Source organism: Streptococcus sp. 1001283B150225_161107_H12 (genome assembly GCF_015552665.1).
Lineage (GTDB): Bacteria > Bacillota > Bacilli > Lactobacillales > Streptococcaceae > Streptococcus.
In genome coordinates this window covers 302,875-320,202 of record NZ_JADNFC010000002.1, presented here as the reverse complement: position 1 = coordinate 320,202, position 17,328 = coordinate 302,875, and the positions used below count along the sequence as shown (strand labels likewise).

Annotated in this window: 19 protein-coding genes; 15 read left to right on the top strand and 4 right to left on the bottom strand. The window is 42.4% G+C overall.

Annotated features, from left to right (window positions below):
- The first annotated feature begins 127 nt into the window (after positions 1 to 127).
- The 4 genes from I2C87_RS04910 (at position 128) to I2C87_RS04895 (ending at position 3,860) form a co-directional block, all read left to right on the top strand.
- The gene (locus I2C87_RS04910) at positions 128 to 484 is read left to right on the top strand and encodes a hypothetical protein (protein ID WP_195324129.1); all 357 of its coding nucleotides are present in this window, start codon (positions 128 to 130) and stop codon (positions 482 to 484) included.
- 4 nt (positions 485 to 488) lie between these two features.
- Positions 489 to 1,364 (top strand): XRE/MutR family transcriptional regulator, encoded by an 876-nt coding sequence (locus tag I2C87_RS04905; protein ID WP_195324128.1) that lies wholly within the window; start codon positions 489 to 491, stop codon positions 1,362 to 1,364.
- A 21-nt stretch (positions 1,365 to 1,385) separates the two neighbouring features.
- Complete coding sequence (locus I2C87_RS04900; protein ID WP_048717216.1) at positions 1,386 to 2,564, top strand: MFS transporter; 1,179 nt, start codon at positions 1,386 to 1,388, stop codon at positions 2,562 to 2,564.
- 108 nt (positions 2,565 to 2,672) lie between these two features.
- Positions 2,673 to 3,860, top strand: a complete 1,188-nt coding sequence (locus I2C87_RS04895; RefSeq protein ID WP_195324127.1) for an MFS transporter — start codon at positions 2,673 to 2,675, stop codon at positions 3,858 to 3,860.
- Positions 3,861 to 4,154: 294 nt separating this feature from the next.
- Here I2C87_RS04895 and I2C87_RS04890 read toward each other — a convergent pair whose 3' ends face one another.
- The 3 genes from I2C87_RS04890 to murT are packed head-to-tail and all read right to left on the bottom strand — an operon-like array spanning position 4,155 to position 6,583.
- Positions 4,155 to 4,445 carry a LapA family protein gene (locus tag I2C87_RS04890; RefSeq protein WP_048717218.1) on the bottom strand — a complete coding sequence of 97 codons (291 nt, stop codon included), beginning with the start codon at positions 4,443 to 4,445 and terminating at the stop codon, positions 4,155 to 4,157.
- Positions 4,446 to 4,454: 9 nt separating this feature from the next.
- Complete coding sequence (gatD, locus tag I2C87_RS04885) at positions 4,455 to 5,243, bottom strand: lipid II isoglutaminyl synthase subunit GatD (RefSeq protein WP_195324126.1); 789 nt, start codon at positions 5,241 to 5,243, stop codon at positions 4,455 to 4,457.
- Positions 5,243 to 6,583, bottom strand: coding sequence for a lipid II isoglutaminyl synthase subunit MurT (gene murT / locus I2C87_RS04880; protein WP_195324125.1), 1,341 nt, complete (start codon positions 6,581 to 6,583; stop codon positions 5,243 to 5,245). Before murT ends, gatD begins: the two co-directional genes overlap by 1 nt.
- A gap of 182 nt (positions 6,584 to 6,765) precedes the next feature.
- On the opposite strand from murT, the gene cdaA reads away from it, so the two are divergent.
- The 11 genes from cdaA (at position 6,766) to whiA (ending at position 16,251) form a co-directional block, all read left to right on the top strand.
- On the top strand, positions 6,766 to 7,614 hold the full coding sequence (gene cdaA, locus I2C87_RS04875; RefSeq protein ID WP_048717224.1) for a diadenylate cyclase CdaA: 849 nt from the start codon (positions 6,766 to 6,768) through the stop codon (positions 7,612 to 7,614).
- Positions 7,611 to 8,351, top strand: a complete 741-nt coding sequence (locus I2C87_RS04870) for a YbbR-like domain-containing protein (RefSeq protein WP_195324124.1) — start codon at positions 7,611 to 7,613, stop codon at positions 8,349 to 8,351. The genes cdaA and I2C87_RS04870 overlap by 4 nt, the downstream gene beginning before the upstream one ends.
- A 27-nt stretch (positions 8,352 to 8,378) precedes the next feature.
- On the top strand, positions 8,379 to 9,734 hold the full coding sequence (gene glmM, locus I2C87_RS04865; RefSeq protein ID WP_195324123.1) for a phosphoglucosamine mutase: 1,356 nt from the start codon (positions 8,379 to 8,381) through the stop codon (positions 9,732 to 9,734).
- 42 nt (positions 9,735 to 9,776) lie between these two features.
- Positions 9,777 to 11,090, top strand: a complete 1,314-nt coding sequence (locus I2C87_RS04860; protein WP_195324122.1) for an Ig-like domain-containing protein — start codon at positions 9,777 to 9,779, stop codon at positions 11,088 to 11,090.
- A 192-nt stretch (positions 11,091 to 11,282) separates the two neighbouring features.
- On the top strand, positions 11,283 to 11,414 hold the full coding sequence (locus tag I2C87_RS04855) for a DUF4044 domain-containing protein (protein ID WP_006596603.1): 132 nt from the start codon (positions 11,283 to 11,285) through the stop codon (positions 11,412 to 11,414).
- Between the two features lie 45 nt (positions 11,415 to 11,459).
- Complete coding sequence (gene obgE / locus I2C87_RS04850) at positions 11,460 to 12,773, top strand: GTPase ObgE (protein WP_129268828.1); 1,314 nt, start codon at positions 11,460 to 11,462, stop codon at positions 12,771 to 12,773.
- 23 nt (positions 12,774 to 12,796) lie between these two features.
- Positions 12,797 to 12,958: a hypothetical protein gene (locus I2C87_RS04845; protein ID WP_048717230.1), complete on the top strand. Its 162-nt coding sequence runs from the start codon at positions 12,797 to 12,799 to the stop codon at positions 12,956 to 12,958.
- A 16-nt stretch (positions 12,959 to 12,974) separates the two neighbouring features.
- Entirely contained in the window at positions 12,975 to 13,352 is a 378-nt protein-coding gene (locus I2C87_RS04840) for a RidA family protein (protein WP_125335397.1), read from the top strand.
- A gap of 111 nt (positions 13,353 to 13,463) precedes the next feature.
- Positions 13,464 to 14,360: an RNase adapter RapZ gene (gene rapZ, locus I2C87_RS04835; RefSeq protein ID WP_195324121.1), complete on the top strand. Its 897-nt coding sequence runs from the start codon at positions 13,464 to 13,466 to the stop codon at positions 14,358 to 14,360.
- Positions 14,357 to 15,334: a YvcK family protein gene (locus tag I2C87_RS04830; RefSeq protein WP_195324120.1), complete on the top strand. Its 978-nt coding sequence runs from the start codon at positions 14,357 to 14,359 to the stop codon at positions 15,332 to 15,334. Before rapZ ends, I2C87_RS04830 begins: the two co-directional genes overlap by 4 nt.
- Positions 15,331 to 16,251 (top strand): DNA-binding protein WhiA, encoded by a 921-nt coding sequence (gene whiA, locus I2C87_RS04825; RefSeq protein ID WP_195324119.1) that lies wholly within the window; start codon positions 15,331 to 15,333, stop codon positions 16,249 to 16,251. Before I2C87_RS04830 ends, whiA begins: the two co-directional genes overlap by 4 nt.
- Positions 16,252 to 16,288: 37 nt before the next feature.
- Here the strand turns inward: whiA and I2C87_RS04820 are convergent, their stop codons facing one another.
- Positions 16,289 to 17,257 (bottom strand): NAD(P)/FAD-dependent oxidoreductase, encoded by a 969-nt coding sequence (locus I2C87_RS04820; RefSeq protein ID WP_195324118.1) that lies wholly within the window; start codon positions 17,255 to 17,257, stop codon positions 16,289 to 16,291.
- Positions 17,258 to 17,328 lie beyond the last annotated feature (71 nt).

The window sequence follows — 17,328 nt, the reverse complement described above, 5'->3', positions numbered from 1 at the left end:
CGCTGGCGAACTCATGGAGAGCCAGTAGCAAATCGACCAGCTGACCACCGCCCAAGAAGAAGCCATGCTAGAATGAGCAGAACTAGCGGAGAAAGTGTAGTTTTCTAATTTGCATAAGGAGAACATTATGGCGACTGAAAATGATTGGTTTATGAAGCAGATTAAAGGTGTGGCAGACATGATTGGTACAACTCTGCGCCTACAGATTCAGAATTTAGATTTGGGGCAGTATGAAGATGAGGAAGGAAGACTCATCAACGGGGCTCACTATCTTCAGCAAGCTCTAGAAGAGCAGCGCTTTGCAGAGGCCATTTCTTTTGTTGAAGAGCAGATGAAACGCCTACCTCTTCATCAGTATGATCTATTGGTTGATTGGCTGATTTCTTACTTAAGACAATTAGATGTTTCCGTGAAAGAAGATCAAGGATTCTACGAAGGGTACTTGCAAGAGTTAGAAAGGCACTTAAAGGAATTTAAGTGGTAATCAAATGGAAGATTTAGGAAAAGTTTTTCGTGAATTTCGGATCAGTAAAAATTATTCGTTAAAAGAAGCTGCTGGAGAGGCCTGCTCGACCTCCCAATTATCCCGTTTTGAATTGGGGGAGTCGGATCTGGCTGCGTCGCGCTTCTTTGATATTTTGGACAATATCCATGTGACGATTGAGAATTTTATGGATAAGGCCAGAAATTTTCAACACCATGAGCATGTCGCTTTGATGGCTCAGATTATTCCACTTTACTATTCAAATGATATTGCGGGTTTTCAAAAGCTTCAAAGAGAACAACTTGAAAAAGCCAAACATTCCACCAATCCCCTCTATTTTGAATTGAACTGGATCCTGCTACAAGGCCTGATTTGCCAGAGAGATGCCAGCTACACCATGAAGCAACCTGATCTGGAAAAGGTGGCGGATTACCTCTTTCAAACGGAAGAATGGACCATGTATGAGTTGATCCTCTTTGGCAATCTCTACAGCTTTTATGATGTGGACTATGTTGCTCGCCTTGGGAGAGAAGTGATGGAGCGTGAAGATTTTTACAAAGAAATTGGTCGCCATCGCAAACTGGTCTTGATTCTAGCCCTGAATTGCTACCAGCATTGTTTAGAACACAATTCTTTTGAAAATGCCAGCTATTTTGAAGCCTATGTAGAAAAGATTATCGGCAAGAGCATCAAGCTCTACGAACGCAATGTCTTTCATTATCTCAAGGGATTTGCCCTGTATCAAAAGGGGCAAATAGAAGAAGGGCGGCAGCAAATGAGGGAAGCCATGCACATTTTTGATGTGCTGGGACTGCCAGAGCAGGTGGCCTATTATCAAGAACACTTTGATAAATTTGTAAAAAATGAATGTTCTAAATAGGACAGTGATAAAGGAGATTTAATGAACCGACATGCGGTCCAATTAATTAGTCGTGGAGCTATTAACAAAATTGGAAATATGCTCTATGATTATGGGAATAGTGTCTGGCTGGCGTCGATTGGGACTATAGGAAAGACGGTATTAGGGATCTATCAGATTTCTGAGTTAGTGACAGGGATTCTCGTGAATCCTTTTGGAGGAGTGATTTCAGACCGTTTTTCTCGTCGCAAGATTTTGATGACGACCGACTTGGTTTGTGGACTACTTTGTTTGGCGATTTCTTTTATCACAAATGATAGCTTGATGATTGCGGCCCTTATTTTTGCCAATATTGTTCAGGCCATTGCCTTTGGTTTTTCTCGACCTGCCAATAAAGCCATTATTACCGAGGTAGTAGAGAAAGAAGAGATTGTGACCTATAACGCTCACTTGGAGTTAGTCTTACAGGTTGTTAGTGTCTGTTCACCTGTTTTTTCTTTCCTAGTTCTACAATTTGCCAGTCTTCATATGACCCTCTTATTAGATGCGCTGACCTTTTTCATTGCCTTTGTCCTAGTGGCTTTCCTTCCGAAAGAAGAAGCTAAGGTGCAAGAGAGGAAACAGTTTACCGGGAAAGATATTTTTTCTGATATCAAGGATGGGTTAGACTATATCTGGCATCAGAAAGAGATTTTCTTTCTCTTATTAGTGGCTTCTAGCGTCAATTTCTTTTTTGCGGCTTTTGAGTTTTTACTTCCCTTCTCGAATCGTCTATACGGGGTCAAAGGAGCTTATGCGACCATTTTAACGCTGGGAGCTATTGGATCTATTCTAGGAGCACTTGTTGCCAATAAAATGAAATCAAGTATGAGAATTCTCCTGTTTTTCCTGATCATGGCAGGGATAGGAGTGTTCATAATGGGCTTGCCCCTTCCACCTTATCTTTCCTTTTCAGGAAATCTGGTCTGTGAATTTTTTGTGACCATTTTCGACATCCACGTTTTTACCCAAGTACAAACCAAGGTGGAAGATGATTATCTAGGTAGAGTATTGAGCACAATTTATACCTTGGCTGTTCTCTTTATGCCCATCGCCAAAGGGTTGATGACTTGGTTGCCAAGCGTCCGTATGGAATCATTTCTCTTGATTGGAGCTGGGGTTATTCTCTTTTCACTCTTGGCTCAGCTAGTAGCTAAGCAGCTTCAATCAAAAGAACAGTAGGGATCCTTTGATAAATTTGTAAACCATTATTTTTCCCAAATAGGGGACAAAATGAAAACCTCTTTCATGAACTGATACAATAGTTTCAGAAAATGAAGGAGGTTTTTTATGAATCGACATACTATCCAGTTGATTGCTCGTGGAGCAATCAATCGAATGGGAAATATGCTCTATGACTATGGGAACAGTGTTTGGTTGGCCTCGATGGGGACGGTAGGAAAGACAGTGTTGGGGATCTATCAGATTTCTGAACTTGTCACCTCCATTCTAGTCAATCCATTTGGTGGCGTGATCTCAGACCGTTTTTCCCGTCGCAAGATTTTGATGACGACCGACTTGGTTTGTGGTCTCCTTTGTTTGGGCATTTCCTTAATCAGGAATAATCGTTGGATGATTGCAGCCCTGATTGTTGCCAATATTGTCCAGGCCATTGCCTTTGCATTTTCTCGTACTGCTAATAAAGCTATTATCACAGAAGTTGTAGAGAAAGATGAGATTGTGACCTATAATGCCCACTTGGAGTTGACCTTACAAGTGGTCGGTGTCAGCTCACCTGTATTCTCTTTCCTTGTTTTACAATTTGCCAGTCTCCACGCGACCCTCTTACTGGATGCACTGACCTTTTTCATCGCTTTTGTCCTAGTGGCATTCCTTCCGAAAGAAGAAGCCAAGGTTCAGGAAAAGAAACAGTTTACGGGAAAAGATATTTTTTCGGATATGAAAAATGGACTAGATTACATCTGGCATCAGAAAGAGATTTTCTTTCTCCTCTTGGTGGCTTCCAGTGTCAATTTCTTTTTTGCGGCTTTTGAGTTTTTACTTCCCTTTTCGAATCGCCTTTATGGGGTCAAAGGAGCCTATGCGACCATCTTAACATTGGGGGCTATCGGCTCTATCATCGGAGCCTTGATCGCCAATAAATTTAAATCAAGCATGGAGATGCTTCTCTTCTTATTGATTTTAACAGGAGTAGGAGTCTTCATGATGGGCTTGCCCCTTCCGCCTCTTTTTTCCTTTTCTGGAAATTTAGTCTGTGAACTCTTTATGACAATTTTTAACATCCACTTTTTTACTCAGGTTCAAACCAAGGTAGAAGGAGACTATCTGGGCAGGGTCTTAAGCACCATTTTTACCTTGGCCATTCTCTTTATGCCGGTGGCTAAAGGTTTGATGACCTGGTTGCCAAGCGTCCGTGTAGAGTCTTTTCTCCTGATAGGAGCTGGCGTCATCCTCTTTTCACTCTTAGCACAAGTAGTCGCCAAGAAATTACAAACAAAAGAAGGTATATCAGCATGAAAAAGCATCGATTGATTTCAGATTAAAGACAAAGTTATGTTAGAAACTTTCCTTAGGTGAGTACGGGCGTCAGCGAACTTCGAAGAAGTTCCATGACTTAGTTTTGGACCTAAGGTTCCAAAACTCCCGAGTGCCGGAAACAATTGTGTTTCAGGCACTTTTCTCACAGCGGAAAGTTTCAGTATAACTTTTAGTAAGCCTAATTGAGTATCTACTTTTATTTTTTCGGCATCACCTCGGTTGTTTTATGAAAAACAGTTTGTCTACAACAAAAAAAGCACCAATTGGTGCTTTTTAGTTTTCGATTTGTTTGATTTTTTCTTCTTTTTCACCGGACATCTTTTGTCCTAGTTGTTTCTTTGCGGCTTTTAACTCATGTTTTAATGAGAAATTTTTTGGAAGGCTGACTAAGAAAGTCACCAGCGAACCGAGAAGGACACAGACCAGAATCAAAATGATGAGCGGGAGTTTAAATTGGACCAGCAAAAAGTTCACAGTCACCGTTTGCATATTGGCCAAGGAAATAATCGCAATGAGCAGTACAGAAATCAGTAGTGCAACATATTGTAGTTTTCGTTTATTCATTTTGTCTCCCTATTCTTCTAATTCAGCCTTACTTTTCACATCAGCGTATTCTTCCGCTTTTTCTAGACTTAAAATATCATCATAAGTCGCTAAGACGATGTCTTGTCCATATTTTTTCTTTAGAGCAGTTGTCACCAAGCGATAGGCCAAATTGGCGTTTCGAGATAAGATGGGACCGTGGAAGTAACTACCAAAGACATTCTTGTAATGAACCCCTTCGCAACCATCTTCTTTGTTGTTCCCATTTCCATAGATGACCTTGCCCAGTGGTTTTTCGTCCTTCGCCAAGAAGGTCCGACCTTGGTGGTTTTCAAAACCATAGTAGGTCTCGTTGAACTCTTCATTATGGATTTTGATGTCGCCAATGTAGCGATTGTTTTCTTGGTTAAGGGTATAGTGTCCCATAATACCAAGTCCCTCAATGCGCTTGCCAGAAGCTTCAATGTAGTATTGGCCTAGAAGCTGAAAGCCACCACAGATAGCAAGGACTACCCCATCGTCATGAATAAAGCGTTCGAGGTCTTCTTTTTTATCTGGTAGGTCCTCAGATACAATGGTCTGCTCGTAGTCTTGCCCGCCGCCGAAAAAGGCGATATCGTAGGCATCAGGGTCAAACCGATCTTTGAGAGAGACGATATCAACAGTGACATGGGCACCAAGCTTTTCCGCAACGTACTTGAGCATGAGGATATTGCCATTATCTCCATATGTATTCATCAGATTCCCATAAAGATGGGCAATTCTCAATTCGTATTGGTAGTTTTCCTGATCAGGGGATTGTAGTGAAGTATACGTCATTAATTCAGCTCCTTTTCAATCAGGTGTTCTTGAGCTAGCAATTCACGGAATTCTAGCATGGCTGTATAGGTGGCTAAAATATAGGCGTGAGGAGTAGCCTGTCCTTTAATCTGGGTAAAGACATCCTCTAATTTTGCATTTTCAGTAATCCGATCAGCCGGATAGCCAGTGACCCGAAGTCGCCGAGCAATTTCTGAGTGTCGCACCCCACCAGCATTGATTTCTGGGATGTCCATCAGGGTGATTTGCTCAAAGTCCGCATCCCAGATCCAGCTGGTATCGATCCCATCAGCATAGTTGGCGTTGAGAAGAACAGACAAGCTGAAGGGATACGGCGCTAGTTTGATCATTTCAATAGCCTGAGTAGCTCCAACCGGATTTTTGATCAGGACTAAGGTACATTCTTTATCCCCAATCTTAAAGGTTTCCTGACGACCAAAGACAGCCTTACTCTTATCGAAACCACGCTTAATGACGTCTGGGCTGACATCAAAATAATGGGCCACCGCAACTGCAGCGAGGGCGTTGTAAATATTATAGAGGCCCCCGATATTGATGTGGTAGTTTGTGCCGTTGATCTTAAATTGAGAAGAAGTATTGGTCAGCTCGGTCAATTCATCGACAGCAACCGTTAAAGGAGGACGGTGGAAACCACAACTTTCACAAATGTAATCCCCCAGATTTGCATAGGTATTCAACTGGTAGGTCAAGATGCCATGACATTCTGGGCAGACGATTCCTTCTGTATTGTAATGAGCGAGCTGTGGAGCAGTTTTTTCCGTATCAAAGCCAAAATATTGAACGGGATTTGGTAGAGGAAGGGTATGGAAAAGAGGACTATCCCCATTCATCAGAACAGTTGCCTGTGGCGCTTTTTTAATCCCATCCAAGATCATCCGATAAGTCGTGTAGATTTCTCCGTAGCGGTCCATTTGATCGCGGAAAATATTGGTGATCACAAACAAGGTCGGTGTGATGTAGTCACAAATCCGAGACAGGCTGGCTTCGTCAATTTCAAGAACAGCAATCGGACGACCAGAAGAACCTTTTGCGTTCAAGAAAGTAGTCGTAATCCCTGAAATCATATTGGCACCACTAGGATTGGTCACGATAGGTCCAAAAGCCTCCTGAAGAATGCCAACAGTGAGAGCCGTTGTTAGTGTTTTCCCATTCGTACCAGTGATGACTACAATTTCGTAGTTCTGGGCCAGGTGTTGTAAAATATCTTTATCAATTTGAAGGGCAATTTTTCCAGGAAGGGTAGAGCCACGTCCAAGCATACGCAAGAGGTGACTACTCATTTTTCCGGCAATAAGCCCCATACTAGTCTTAATCTTCATAATTCATATTTTATCACAAAAACCAACAGAAGGTTACAGAAAAATCTGTTGAAACATGATATAATGATGTAGAGTGGTTTGAACGCGCTATCCTTTTGATAGAAGCCTTGCTGTTGCTAGTAAGATTCTACAATTTGTTAGCCGTTCGATAAGCCTAGAAGAGAAGTGGTAGGTATGAGATTGTGAACATCCAACAACTGTCAAATCCCCAGTATTGGGCTAGTTTATTTCCCACTCCCTGGAGTGTGGTTGTCAACCTTATTGACATTGCCCTAGTGGCTTGGTTACTGTATTATTTTATCAAAGCCATTGTCGGCACTAAAATTATGATTTTGGTGCGTGGTGTCTTGACCTTTTTCTTATTTGAGTTAATTGCTAATATGATTGGTTTAACGACCATTTCTTGGTTAATCAACCAAATTATCACCTACGGGGTCATTGCTGCGGTAGTGATTTTCTCTCCGGAAATTCGGACGGGATTAGAACGATTAGGTCGAGCCACTGAATTTTTCTCGACCAACCAGATTAGTACAGAAGAAAAATTGGTTCAATCTTATGTAAAAGCAGTTGCCTATATGAGCCCTCGGAAGATTGGTGCCTTGGTTGCGATACAAGGAAGTAGAACCCTTCAAGAATACATATCCACAGGTATTCCACTTGATGCAGATGTGTCAGGTGAACTACTGATCAATATTTTTATCCCCAACACCCCACTTCATGATGGGGCTGTGATTGTCACCAATGATAAAATTGCTGTATCTTGTGCCTATCTTCCCTTAACAGAAAGCACGGGAATTTCAAAAGAGTTCGGTACACGGCACCGGGCAGCAATTGGCTTGTCTGAGGTAAGTGATGCCTTCACTTTTGTTGTTTCGGAAGAAACGGGTGGGATTTCTATCACGAGAAATGGGAGCTTTAGACACGATCTTAGTATCGAAGAATTCGAACAAGAGTTGCGTTCCTTCATTATTCCAGAAGATCAAGGGAAAAAAGATTTGAAATCAAGAATTTTTGGAGGACGTATTAAATGATTCCAAAAAGAAAAATTGCCTACATTGTGACCTCAGTCTTTTTCTCAAGTCTCTTATTCATCAATGCAACCTCTGTTAATTTCCAGAATAACAGTAGTGCACGCCAAGTGAGCTCTGAAACTTATACCAATACTCTTACCAATATTCCGATTGATGTAAAATACAACGATAGTAAATATTTTGTCAGTGGGATTAGCTCAGAAGTGACCGTCTTTCTGAAAGGGTCCAATCGTGTCGCCTTAGCATCAGAAATGCAGGCTAGTACTCGTAAATTTAAAGTGGTAGCCGATCTGAGCAATTTGAAAGAGGGTCAGCATGAAATCGCCTTAAAGGTGGAAAACTTACCTTCCGGTTTGACTGCTACCATCGAGCCACAAAAGGTCACTGCAAAAATTGGTAAGAAAAAGACGAAAAAGTTTGATGTTTCCGTCACGATACCAGACAAACAAATTGCCCCAGGTTGGAGTCTCTCACATGTTACTTTTTCTGAAGATAAGGTCTCTGTCACTAGCGACCAGGATACTTTAGCCAAAATTGATCATGTGGAAGCCATCTTCCCTGAAGGAGATCTTTTGAACAATACCTACACGGCAACCGTCTCCTTGAAGGCAGTCGATAGCGAGGGAAATGATTTACCAGTCATCATCTCTCCATCAGAACTATACATGAAGGTTGAGTTGAAACAGACAGGTTCTAGCTCGTCGTCATCCAGTTCCTCATCAAATAATAGCAATTAATAAAGATTCATCGAAAGGATTATCATAATGGGTAAATATTTTGGAACGGACGGAGTCCGTGGAGAAGCAAACGTCGAATTGACACCAGAGTTGGCCTTTAAGCTCGGTCGATACGGAGGGTATGTCCTCAGTCAACATGAAAAAGAAACGCCACTTGTTTTCGTAGGACGAGACACTCGTATTTCTGGTGAAATGTTGGAAAGTGCGCTTGTTGCGGGTCTCTTATCTGTAGGGATTAAAGTATACAAACTCGGTGTGATTGCGACACCAGGTGTAGCTTATTTGGTTCGTTCTGAAGGGGCAAGTGCTGGGGTCATGATTTCTGCCAGCCACAATCCAGCTTTAGACAACGGGATTAAATTCTTCGGGAATGACGGCTATAAACTGGATGATGACCGTGAATTAGAGATTGAAGCTTTATTGGATGCGGAGTCTGATACTCTTCCTCGTCCTAGTGCAGAAGGTCTTGGAACTGTGATGGACTATCCTGAAGGACTTCGTAAGTATCAAGAATACTTAGTTTCAACTGGAACCCAGCTTGAAGGAATGCACGTGGCTCTAGATGCTGCGAATGGTTCTGCATCTACAAGCGCCCGTCAAGTCTTTGCTGACCTAGGAGCACGTTTGACAGTTATTGGAGAAAGCCCAAATGGTCTTAATATCAATGACCAAGTAGGATCGACCCATCCTGAGGCTTTGCAAGAGGCTGTCCGAGAATCTGGTGCGGCTATTGGTTTGGCTTTTGATGGTGATAGTGACCGTTTGATTGCAGTTGATGAAAATGGGGACCTAGTTGATGGTGATAAAATCATGTACATCATTGGGACCTACCTTTCTGAGAAGGGCCTCTTAAAAGATAACACCATCGTAACGACCGTCATGTCTAATTTAGGCTTCCATAAGGCTTTGGATGCCAAGGGTATTAACAAGGTTGTGACTGCTGTCGGAGACCGCTATGTAGTTGAAGAGATGCGGAAGTCTGGTTACAATCTAGGTGGTGAACAGTCTGGTCACGTGATTGTCATGGACTACAATACCACTGGAGATGGTCAGATGAGTGCCGTTCAATTGACCAAGATTATGCAAGAAACTGGTCGTACATTATCAGACCTTGCATCAGAAGTTACCATCTATCCTCAAAAATTGGTCAATATTCGTGTTGAAAACAGCATGAAAGACAAGGCTATGGAAGTACCTGCTATTCGTGCAATTATTGAAAAGATGGAAGCTGAAATGGCTGGAAATGGTCGCATCTTAGTGCGTCCAAGTGGTACCGAACCTCTTCTTCGTGTCATGGCAGAAGCTCCGACTGATGAAGAAGTGGATTACTATGTGGATACAATTGCTGCTGTAGTCAAAGATGAAATTGGTCTTAAAGATTAAATAAAGAAGTGAACTCTCCAAGCGAGAGTTGAGGAGGTCAATATGAAATATTTACGTCGAATCATGTGGTCCATAGCCCTTGTTGCTACAGTCCTCTTTTCGAATGCCTTTGTTCAAACCATTCAAGCGTCAGAAGTCCTGTCTTATACGCAAACAGCTAGTCTGACCAAGGACAATCAAGCAGTAACCAGTGGAACCACAGTCTTAACAAACGAAAAATTGTCTGCTACCATCAATGTAGCCTTTCCAGATACACAAGCCATTCAAGCAGGTGACACCCTGACCTTGGCTTTGCCGAAAGAATTAACCTTCTATACAGCTCTCGAATTTGATGTGGTTGAAGAAGGTCAAACAAATGGTCAGACAGTCGGAAAAGCTGTTGTCAATACAGCAAACAAGACCGTAACCGTTACTTTTAACGATTACTTTGCTTCCCACCCACTCAATAAACGCGTAGTTTTGCGTTTTGATGTGAAAGTGGATCCAGAGGTTGTTACAAAAACATCCCCACTGACCTTTAAAATTGGCAATACAGATTTTTCATTAAACTACGAAAAAACGGATGGTCAAGCTGGTGACTATGAAATGAAATATGGCTACCAAGACCAAACAGATCCAACGATTGTAAAATGGCGGATTATCTTAAATGCTCGTCAAGATATCCTTCGTGGCATGGTCATTAAGGATCAATTTGGAGATGGTTTGACACTGGTAGAAGGCAGTTTCCGTGCGGTTCGCTTTAGTCCAGTAGAAGGTGGCATTAGAAATGAAGCCCATATTTTAAGTCTGCCAGTTTTAGACAATTTCAGTAAAAAAGCTGTCTTCGACAAGAATGAAGCTGGTCAGATTACAGGATTTACAATTGACTTTGGAGATAACTACAATTGGCCAATGTACATCGAATACTCTACTAAAGTAGCTCCTGGTACAAAAGTTGGTGATCTCGTTCATAACACCTTAACATGGAAAGCAACCAATTTCCCAGAGCCACGTAGCTTAACACGAGAAGTAAGATTGGAATCAGGTTCTGGAGAAGGATTGGGTGAGAAAGAACAAACGCCACCGACTTCAAGTTCTAGTTCTTCATCGAGCTCATCCTCTTCATCAAGTTCTAGTTCTTCATCGAGCTCATCCTCTTCATCAAGTTCTAGTTCTTCATCAAGTTCATCTAAGACAACAACGACATCAAAACCTTCCGATCCGACAACAACAGAAAGCAATGATATTCCAAAAACTGGGAAGAAAAAAGTCCTTCCTCGTACGGGTGAAAAGATGACGCCTGTGATTATCCTGGTTGGTATCTTGGGTTGTGCGGTTGGCTATACTGTGTTACGCTCTAAGAAGCTAACCAAATAATATTCGTTATTAAAAGGCTGGAATTTTCCAGTCTTTTTTGTTAGTTAGATGAAAAGGGATTTGAACAAGTGTGGAGGTTGAAAAATTTATTTCCTCCAAAGCTACCCTTACGTCTAGAGGTGGATGTTTGAAAAATGCCCTTATTCATGGTAAAATAGGGCTAATGAATTTATTGTAATTGAGGTAAAAAACGTGGCTTTTGGAGACAACGGAAAACGCAAAAAAACTTTCTTTGAAAAATTGACTATGCTGGTCATTGTAATTATGTTGATTGTAACGGTTGGAGCAATCTTTGCTGCAGCTTTGGGTGCACTATCCTACTAAGGGACTACCAAGCAACACTTGGTTATAAAAGGAAAACGATAAACTATGAGTATGTTTTTAGATACAGCCAAGATTAAGGTCAAGGCTGGAAATGGCGGCGATGGCATGGTGGCCTTTCGCCGTGAAAAGTATGTTCCCAATGGCGGCCCTTGGGGTGGTGATGGTGGACGCGGAGGCAATGTCATCTTCGTTGTAGACGAAGGCTTGCGCACATTGATGGACTTCCGCTATAACCGGCATTTCAAAGCCCAAAATGGGGAAAAAGGAATGACCAAAGGGATGCACGGACGGGGAGCAGAAGATCTCTATGTGCGAGTGCCCCAAGGAACGACTGTCCGAGATGCTGAGACTGGTAAGGTCATTACCGACTTGGTTGAAAATGGGCAAGAGTACATTGTTGCCCATGGAGGACGTGGAGGGCGCGGGAATATCCGTTTTGCCACTCCTAAAAATCCAGCACCTGAGATTTCAGAAAATGGGGAACCGGGTCAGGAACGCGAACTCGAATTAGAACTCAAAGTCTTGGCAGACGTTGGTCTGGTTGGCTTCCCATCAGTAGGGAAATCAACTCTTCTTAGTGTCATTACTTCTGCCAAACCAAAAATTGGGGCCTATCATTTTACAACCATCGTTCCAAACTTGGGCATGGTTCGGACGCCGTCAGGTGAATCCTTTGCAGTAGCAGACCTTCCTGGATTGATTGAAGGGGCTAGCCAAGGGGTCGGACTGGGGACTCAGTTCCTTCGTCACATCGAGCGCACCCGTGTCATCTTGCATGTCATCGATATGTCAGCCAGTGAAGGACGTGATCCTTATGAAGATTATGTTCAAATCAATAAAGAGCTTGAAACCTATAATCTTCGCTTGATGGAACGTCCTCAGATTATCGTGGCGAATAAGATGGATATGCCAGAGAGCCAGGAAAATTTGAAAGAGTTCAAGAAAAAATTGGCCGCCAATTACGACGAGTTTGATGAATTACCACAGATCTTCCCAATCTCTAGTTTGGCGCATCAAGGTTTGGACAACTTGTTAGAAGCAACAGCAGACTTGTTAGACAAAACACCAGAATTCTTGCTCTATACGGAAGAAGATATGGCACAAGAAGAAGTCTACTATGGCTTTGATGAGGATCAACCAGCCTTCGAGATCAATCGCGATGATGATGCTTCTTGGATCTTGTCTGGTGATAAGCTAGAGAAGCTCTTCAATATGACCAATTTTGATCGCGACGAGTCTGTCATGAAATTTGCTCGTCAATTGCGTGGAATGGGTGTCGATGAAGCTCTCCGCGCGCGTGGAGCCAAAGACGGAGATATCGTACGAATCGGTAAATTTGAATTTGAATTTGTTGACTAGTTAGATGTAAAGAGGAGAAGAAGATGGGAGATAAACCTATATCCTTTCGTGATAAAGACGGAAATTTTGTCTCTGCTGCAGACGTTTGGAATGCAGAAAAATTGGAAGAACTCTTTAATAAGCTGAATCCCAATCGTAAGTTACGGTTAGAACGGGAAAAATTAGCAACATCCAGTGAAAATTAGGAATCAGGAGAAGAAAATGGCAAAAACAATTCACACAGACAAAGCACCAGCAGCAATTGGACCTTATGTTCAAGGAAAAATTGTGGGCAATCTCTTATTTGCAAGTGGGCAAGTTCCGCTTTCACCAGAAACAGGTGAAATTGTTGGAGAAACCATCCAAGAACAAACCCAACAAGTATTGAAGAATATTGCTGCTATCCTTGAGGAAGCTGGAACGGACTTTGATCACGTAGTTAAAACAACCTGTTTCTTAAGTGATATGAATGATTTTGTACCTTTTAACGAGGTCTACAAAACAGCATTTTCAAGTGAATTTCCAGCACGTTCTGCAGTAGAAGTGGCTCGCTTGCCACGCGACGTCAAAGTTGAAATTGAAGTCATTGCAGAAGTATAGTCTGAATAGAGGAATGCATTCGGGAAATAAGAATGCTGGAGTGAGAGCCATCGACTGACCAACTGGAAAGATGATGGTCTCCTCCTTTTTTGTAAGGAAAAGGTGATTAGGATGACAGATACAGAAAAAACAATTCAACTGGTCATTGTGACAGGAATGAGTGGTGCAGGAAAGACTGTAGCCATTCAATCCTTTGAAGATATGGGCTATTTCACCATCGACAATATGCCACCAGCTCTCTTGCCGAAATTTATTGAGCTGATTCAATTGTCGATGGACAACAATAAGTTGGCTCTCGTTGTGGATATGCGGAGCCGGTCTTTCTTCGCAGAAATTCGCTCCATTTTGGACGAATTAGAGAACCACGAAGGAATTGATTTTAAAATTCTCTTTTTGGATGCGACCGATAGTGAATTGGTTGCGCGCTATAAAGAGACTCGTCGGAGTCACCCACTCGCAGCTGATGGGCGTGTCTTGGATGGGATTACGTTGGAACGGGAACTTTTGGCTCCGCTAAAAAACATGAGCCAAAATGTCATTGATACGACGGAATTAACTCCGCGTAATCTTCGTAAAGTGATTGCTGAACAGTTCTCTAGACAAGATAGTCAGCCTGAGTTTCGGATTGAAGTCATGTCCTTTGGTTTTAAGTATGGTTTGCCTTTAGATGCGGACCTGGTCTTTGATGTTCGTTTCCTACCGAATCCTTATTACCAACCATCGCTACGGAATCAAACGGGGCTAGATGATGATGTCTATAACTATGTCATGGATCATAAAGAATCAGAGGAGTTTTATCGTCATCTTCACGAGTTGATTGCTCCCATCTTGCCAGCATACAAACGAGAAGGCAAATCCGTATTGACGATTGCAGTTGGTTGCACAGGTGGCCAACACCGTTCAGTAGCCTTTGCAGCACGTCTTGGACGGGATCTATCGAATGATTGGACAGTTAATATGAGTCATCGCGACAAAGACCGACGGAAAGAAACGGTGAATCGTTCATGAGAAAACCAAAAATGACCGTCATTGGAGGCGGTACAGGGATTTCCGTCATCTTGGATAGCCTTCGGAAAAAGGATGTTGAGATTACGGCTATTGTGACAGTGGCGGATGATGGGGGTAGTTCTGGGGAACTTCGAAAAAATATTCATCAATTGACCCCGCCAGGCGACTTGCGAAATGTGCTAGTAGCCATGTCTGACATGCCTCGCTTTTATGAAAAAGTCTTTCAATATCGTTTTGCGGAAGACGATGGGCCACTAGCTGGTCATCCTCTGGGGAATTTGATTATTGCTGGGATTTCTGAAATGCAGGGCTCGACCTATAATGCCATGCAATTGCTGACTAAATTTTTCCATACGACAGGAAAAATCTATCCTTCCAGCGATACACCATTGACCCTGCATGCCGTCTTTATGGATGGGTCAGAGGTCGCTGGTGAGAGTGAAATCGCCCATCATGAGGGCATGATTGATTATGTTTATGTCACCAATACCTATAATGATGAGACGCCGAAAGCGAGTCGAAAAGTAGTAGATGCGATTTTAGAAAGTGATATGGTTATTTTAGGACCGGGTTCTCTCTTTACATCAATCCTTCCTAACCTAGTGATTGAAGAAATTGGACAAGCCTTGCTTGAGACAAAAGCAGAGGTTGCTTATGTCTGCAACATCATGACCCAACGTGGGGAGACAGAACACTTCACTGACAGTGACCATGTATCCGTCCTTCATAAACACTTGAAGAAGCCTTTTATTGATACTGTTTTGGTCAATATTGAAAAAGTCCCTCAAGAATACATGAACACGAATCGCTTTGATGAATATCTGGTTCAAGTGGAACACGATTTTGCAGGTTTAAAAGCTCAGGTGCCCCGAGTTATTTCAAGCAATTTCCTTCGCTTGGAAAATGGCGGAGCCTTCCATGATGGGGAAGCTGTTGTGGATGAACTGATGCAAATTGTACAGGTGATTAAATGAGTTTTACCATTAAAGTAAAAGAAGAGCTCTTGACCCGTCACCGCTTTGAGAAAAGTGAGTTATCTGCTCTGATTAAGATGTCAGGTAGTTTGGGCTTGAGTATGGGGGGATTAAGTTTGTCTCTGACAACGGAGAATGCTAAGATTGCCCGCCATATCTATGAATTAATTGTAGAGTTTTATCAGGTCAAATCAGACATTCGTCACCACCAAAAAACCAATTTGAAAAAGAATCGCGTCTATACTGTTTCTATTGATGAAAAAGTCGAAGAGATTCTTGCAGACCTGCATTTGGCTGATTCTTTCTTTGGGATTGAGACTGGGATTGACCCGAGAATCTTAGAAGAAGATGAAGCAAGTCGGGCTTATCTGAGAGGAGCTTTCTTAGCAAGTGGGACCATCAAGGACCCGGAATCAGGACGCTATCAATTAGAAATTAGCTCTGTTTATTCTGACCATGCCCAAGACTTGGCCAACCTAATGCAACACTTCTTGTTAGATGCCAAGACCATCGAACGCAAAAAAGGAGTCGTTACCTATTTGCAGCGGGCGGAGGATATCATTGATTTCCTCATCTTGGTAGAAGCTAAGCAGGCCTTGGAAGAATTTGAGTCTGTCAAGGTCATGCGAGAGGCGCGCAATGATCTCAATCGAGCCAACAATGCTGAAATGGCTAATATCGCGCGTACGGTCACAGCTAGTATGAAGACGATTAATAATATCGTTAAAATAATGGATACCATTGGTCTAGGTGGTCTTCCAGTCGAGCTTCAGGAAGTTGCTTATGTTCGAATTCAGAATCCCGACTATTCCATCCAGCAAATTGCGGATGCCTTGAAAACGCCCTTAACTAAAAGTGGTGTCAATCATCGCTTGCGGAAAATCAATAAGATAGCAGAAGAACTAGATGAACTATAAAAAAATCCTTTGAATCATTTAATTCAAAGGTTTTTTCTTATAAGCTAGTCGAGTGGACTGGTTGAACTTTCTTGTCTGGATAAATGTAGTTTATCGCATTATTTACCGCAGTCGGAGCCTCGCCTAATCCGATCGCGATTAAGTCGATTTTCCCTTCGTAGAAGCAACAATCGCCACACGCGTAGATTCCTTCGCGACTGGTTTCTTGTTTGCGATTCACGAGGATTTTATGACGTTGGAGATCCAAGCCCCATTCTTTTAATTTGCCGACTGAGGATTTGAAGCCGTAGTTGACAAAGAGTTCATCGATAGGGACTAATTGGGTTTCATCTGATTTGACCTTGGTGATTTCTAGATGGCTGGCACGGCCGTTTTCTCCGATTAACCGGCTAGGAACATGAGGAGTTTGAATAGAGACAGAAGAAGCCTTTAATTCTTCAACGCTATGTTCGAGAGCGCGGAAATTATCACGACGATGGACCAGAGTTGTCGGTGCGATTTTCTCAAAGGCCAGGGCCCAATCGACAGCAGAATCTCCTCCGCCTAGAATAGCAACTTGTTTGCCGGCATATTGTTGGATATTTGAAACATGGTAGTGGACGTTCTCGAATTCCTCAGCCCCGTCCACTTCTAAAGGACGTGGTTTAAAGGCACCACCGCCCATCGCAATAATAACAGCACGACTGAAATGCTGGCCTTTATTGGTTTCAATCAGGAAGTGATCTCCGCTTTTATGAATGTCTAAAACAGTTTCATTCAAGCAAATGTCGGTCTCGAAAGTGTTTAATTGATCGATCAACCGTTGGGACAATTCTTCCCCTGTTAGGTTGGTAAAACCAGGGACATCCAAGATTCGCTTTTCAGGATAGAGAATAGCAGGTTGACCACCTAGTTGAGGAAGGGAATCAATCAATTTCACTTTTACTTGACGCATATGGCCATAGAAGGCAGCAAAGAGCCCGACAGGGCCTCCACCGATAATAGTAATGTCATAGATTTCAGACATGAGATCTCCTTTGTGATGTGTAACTAATCCTATTGTATCATAATTCGGAGTTAAATAGAAAGTGGAGGAGA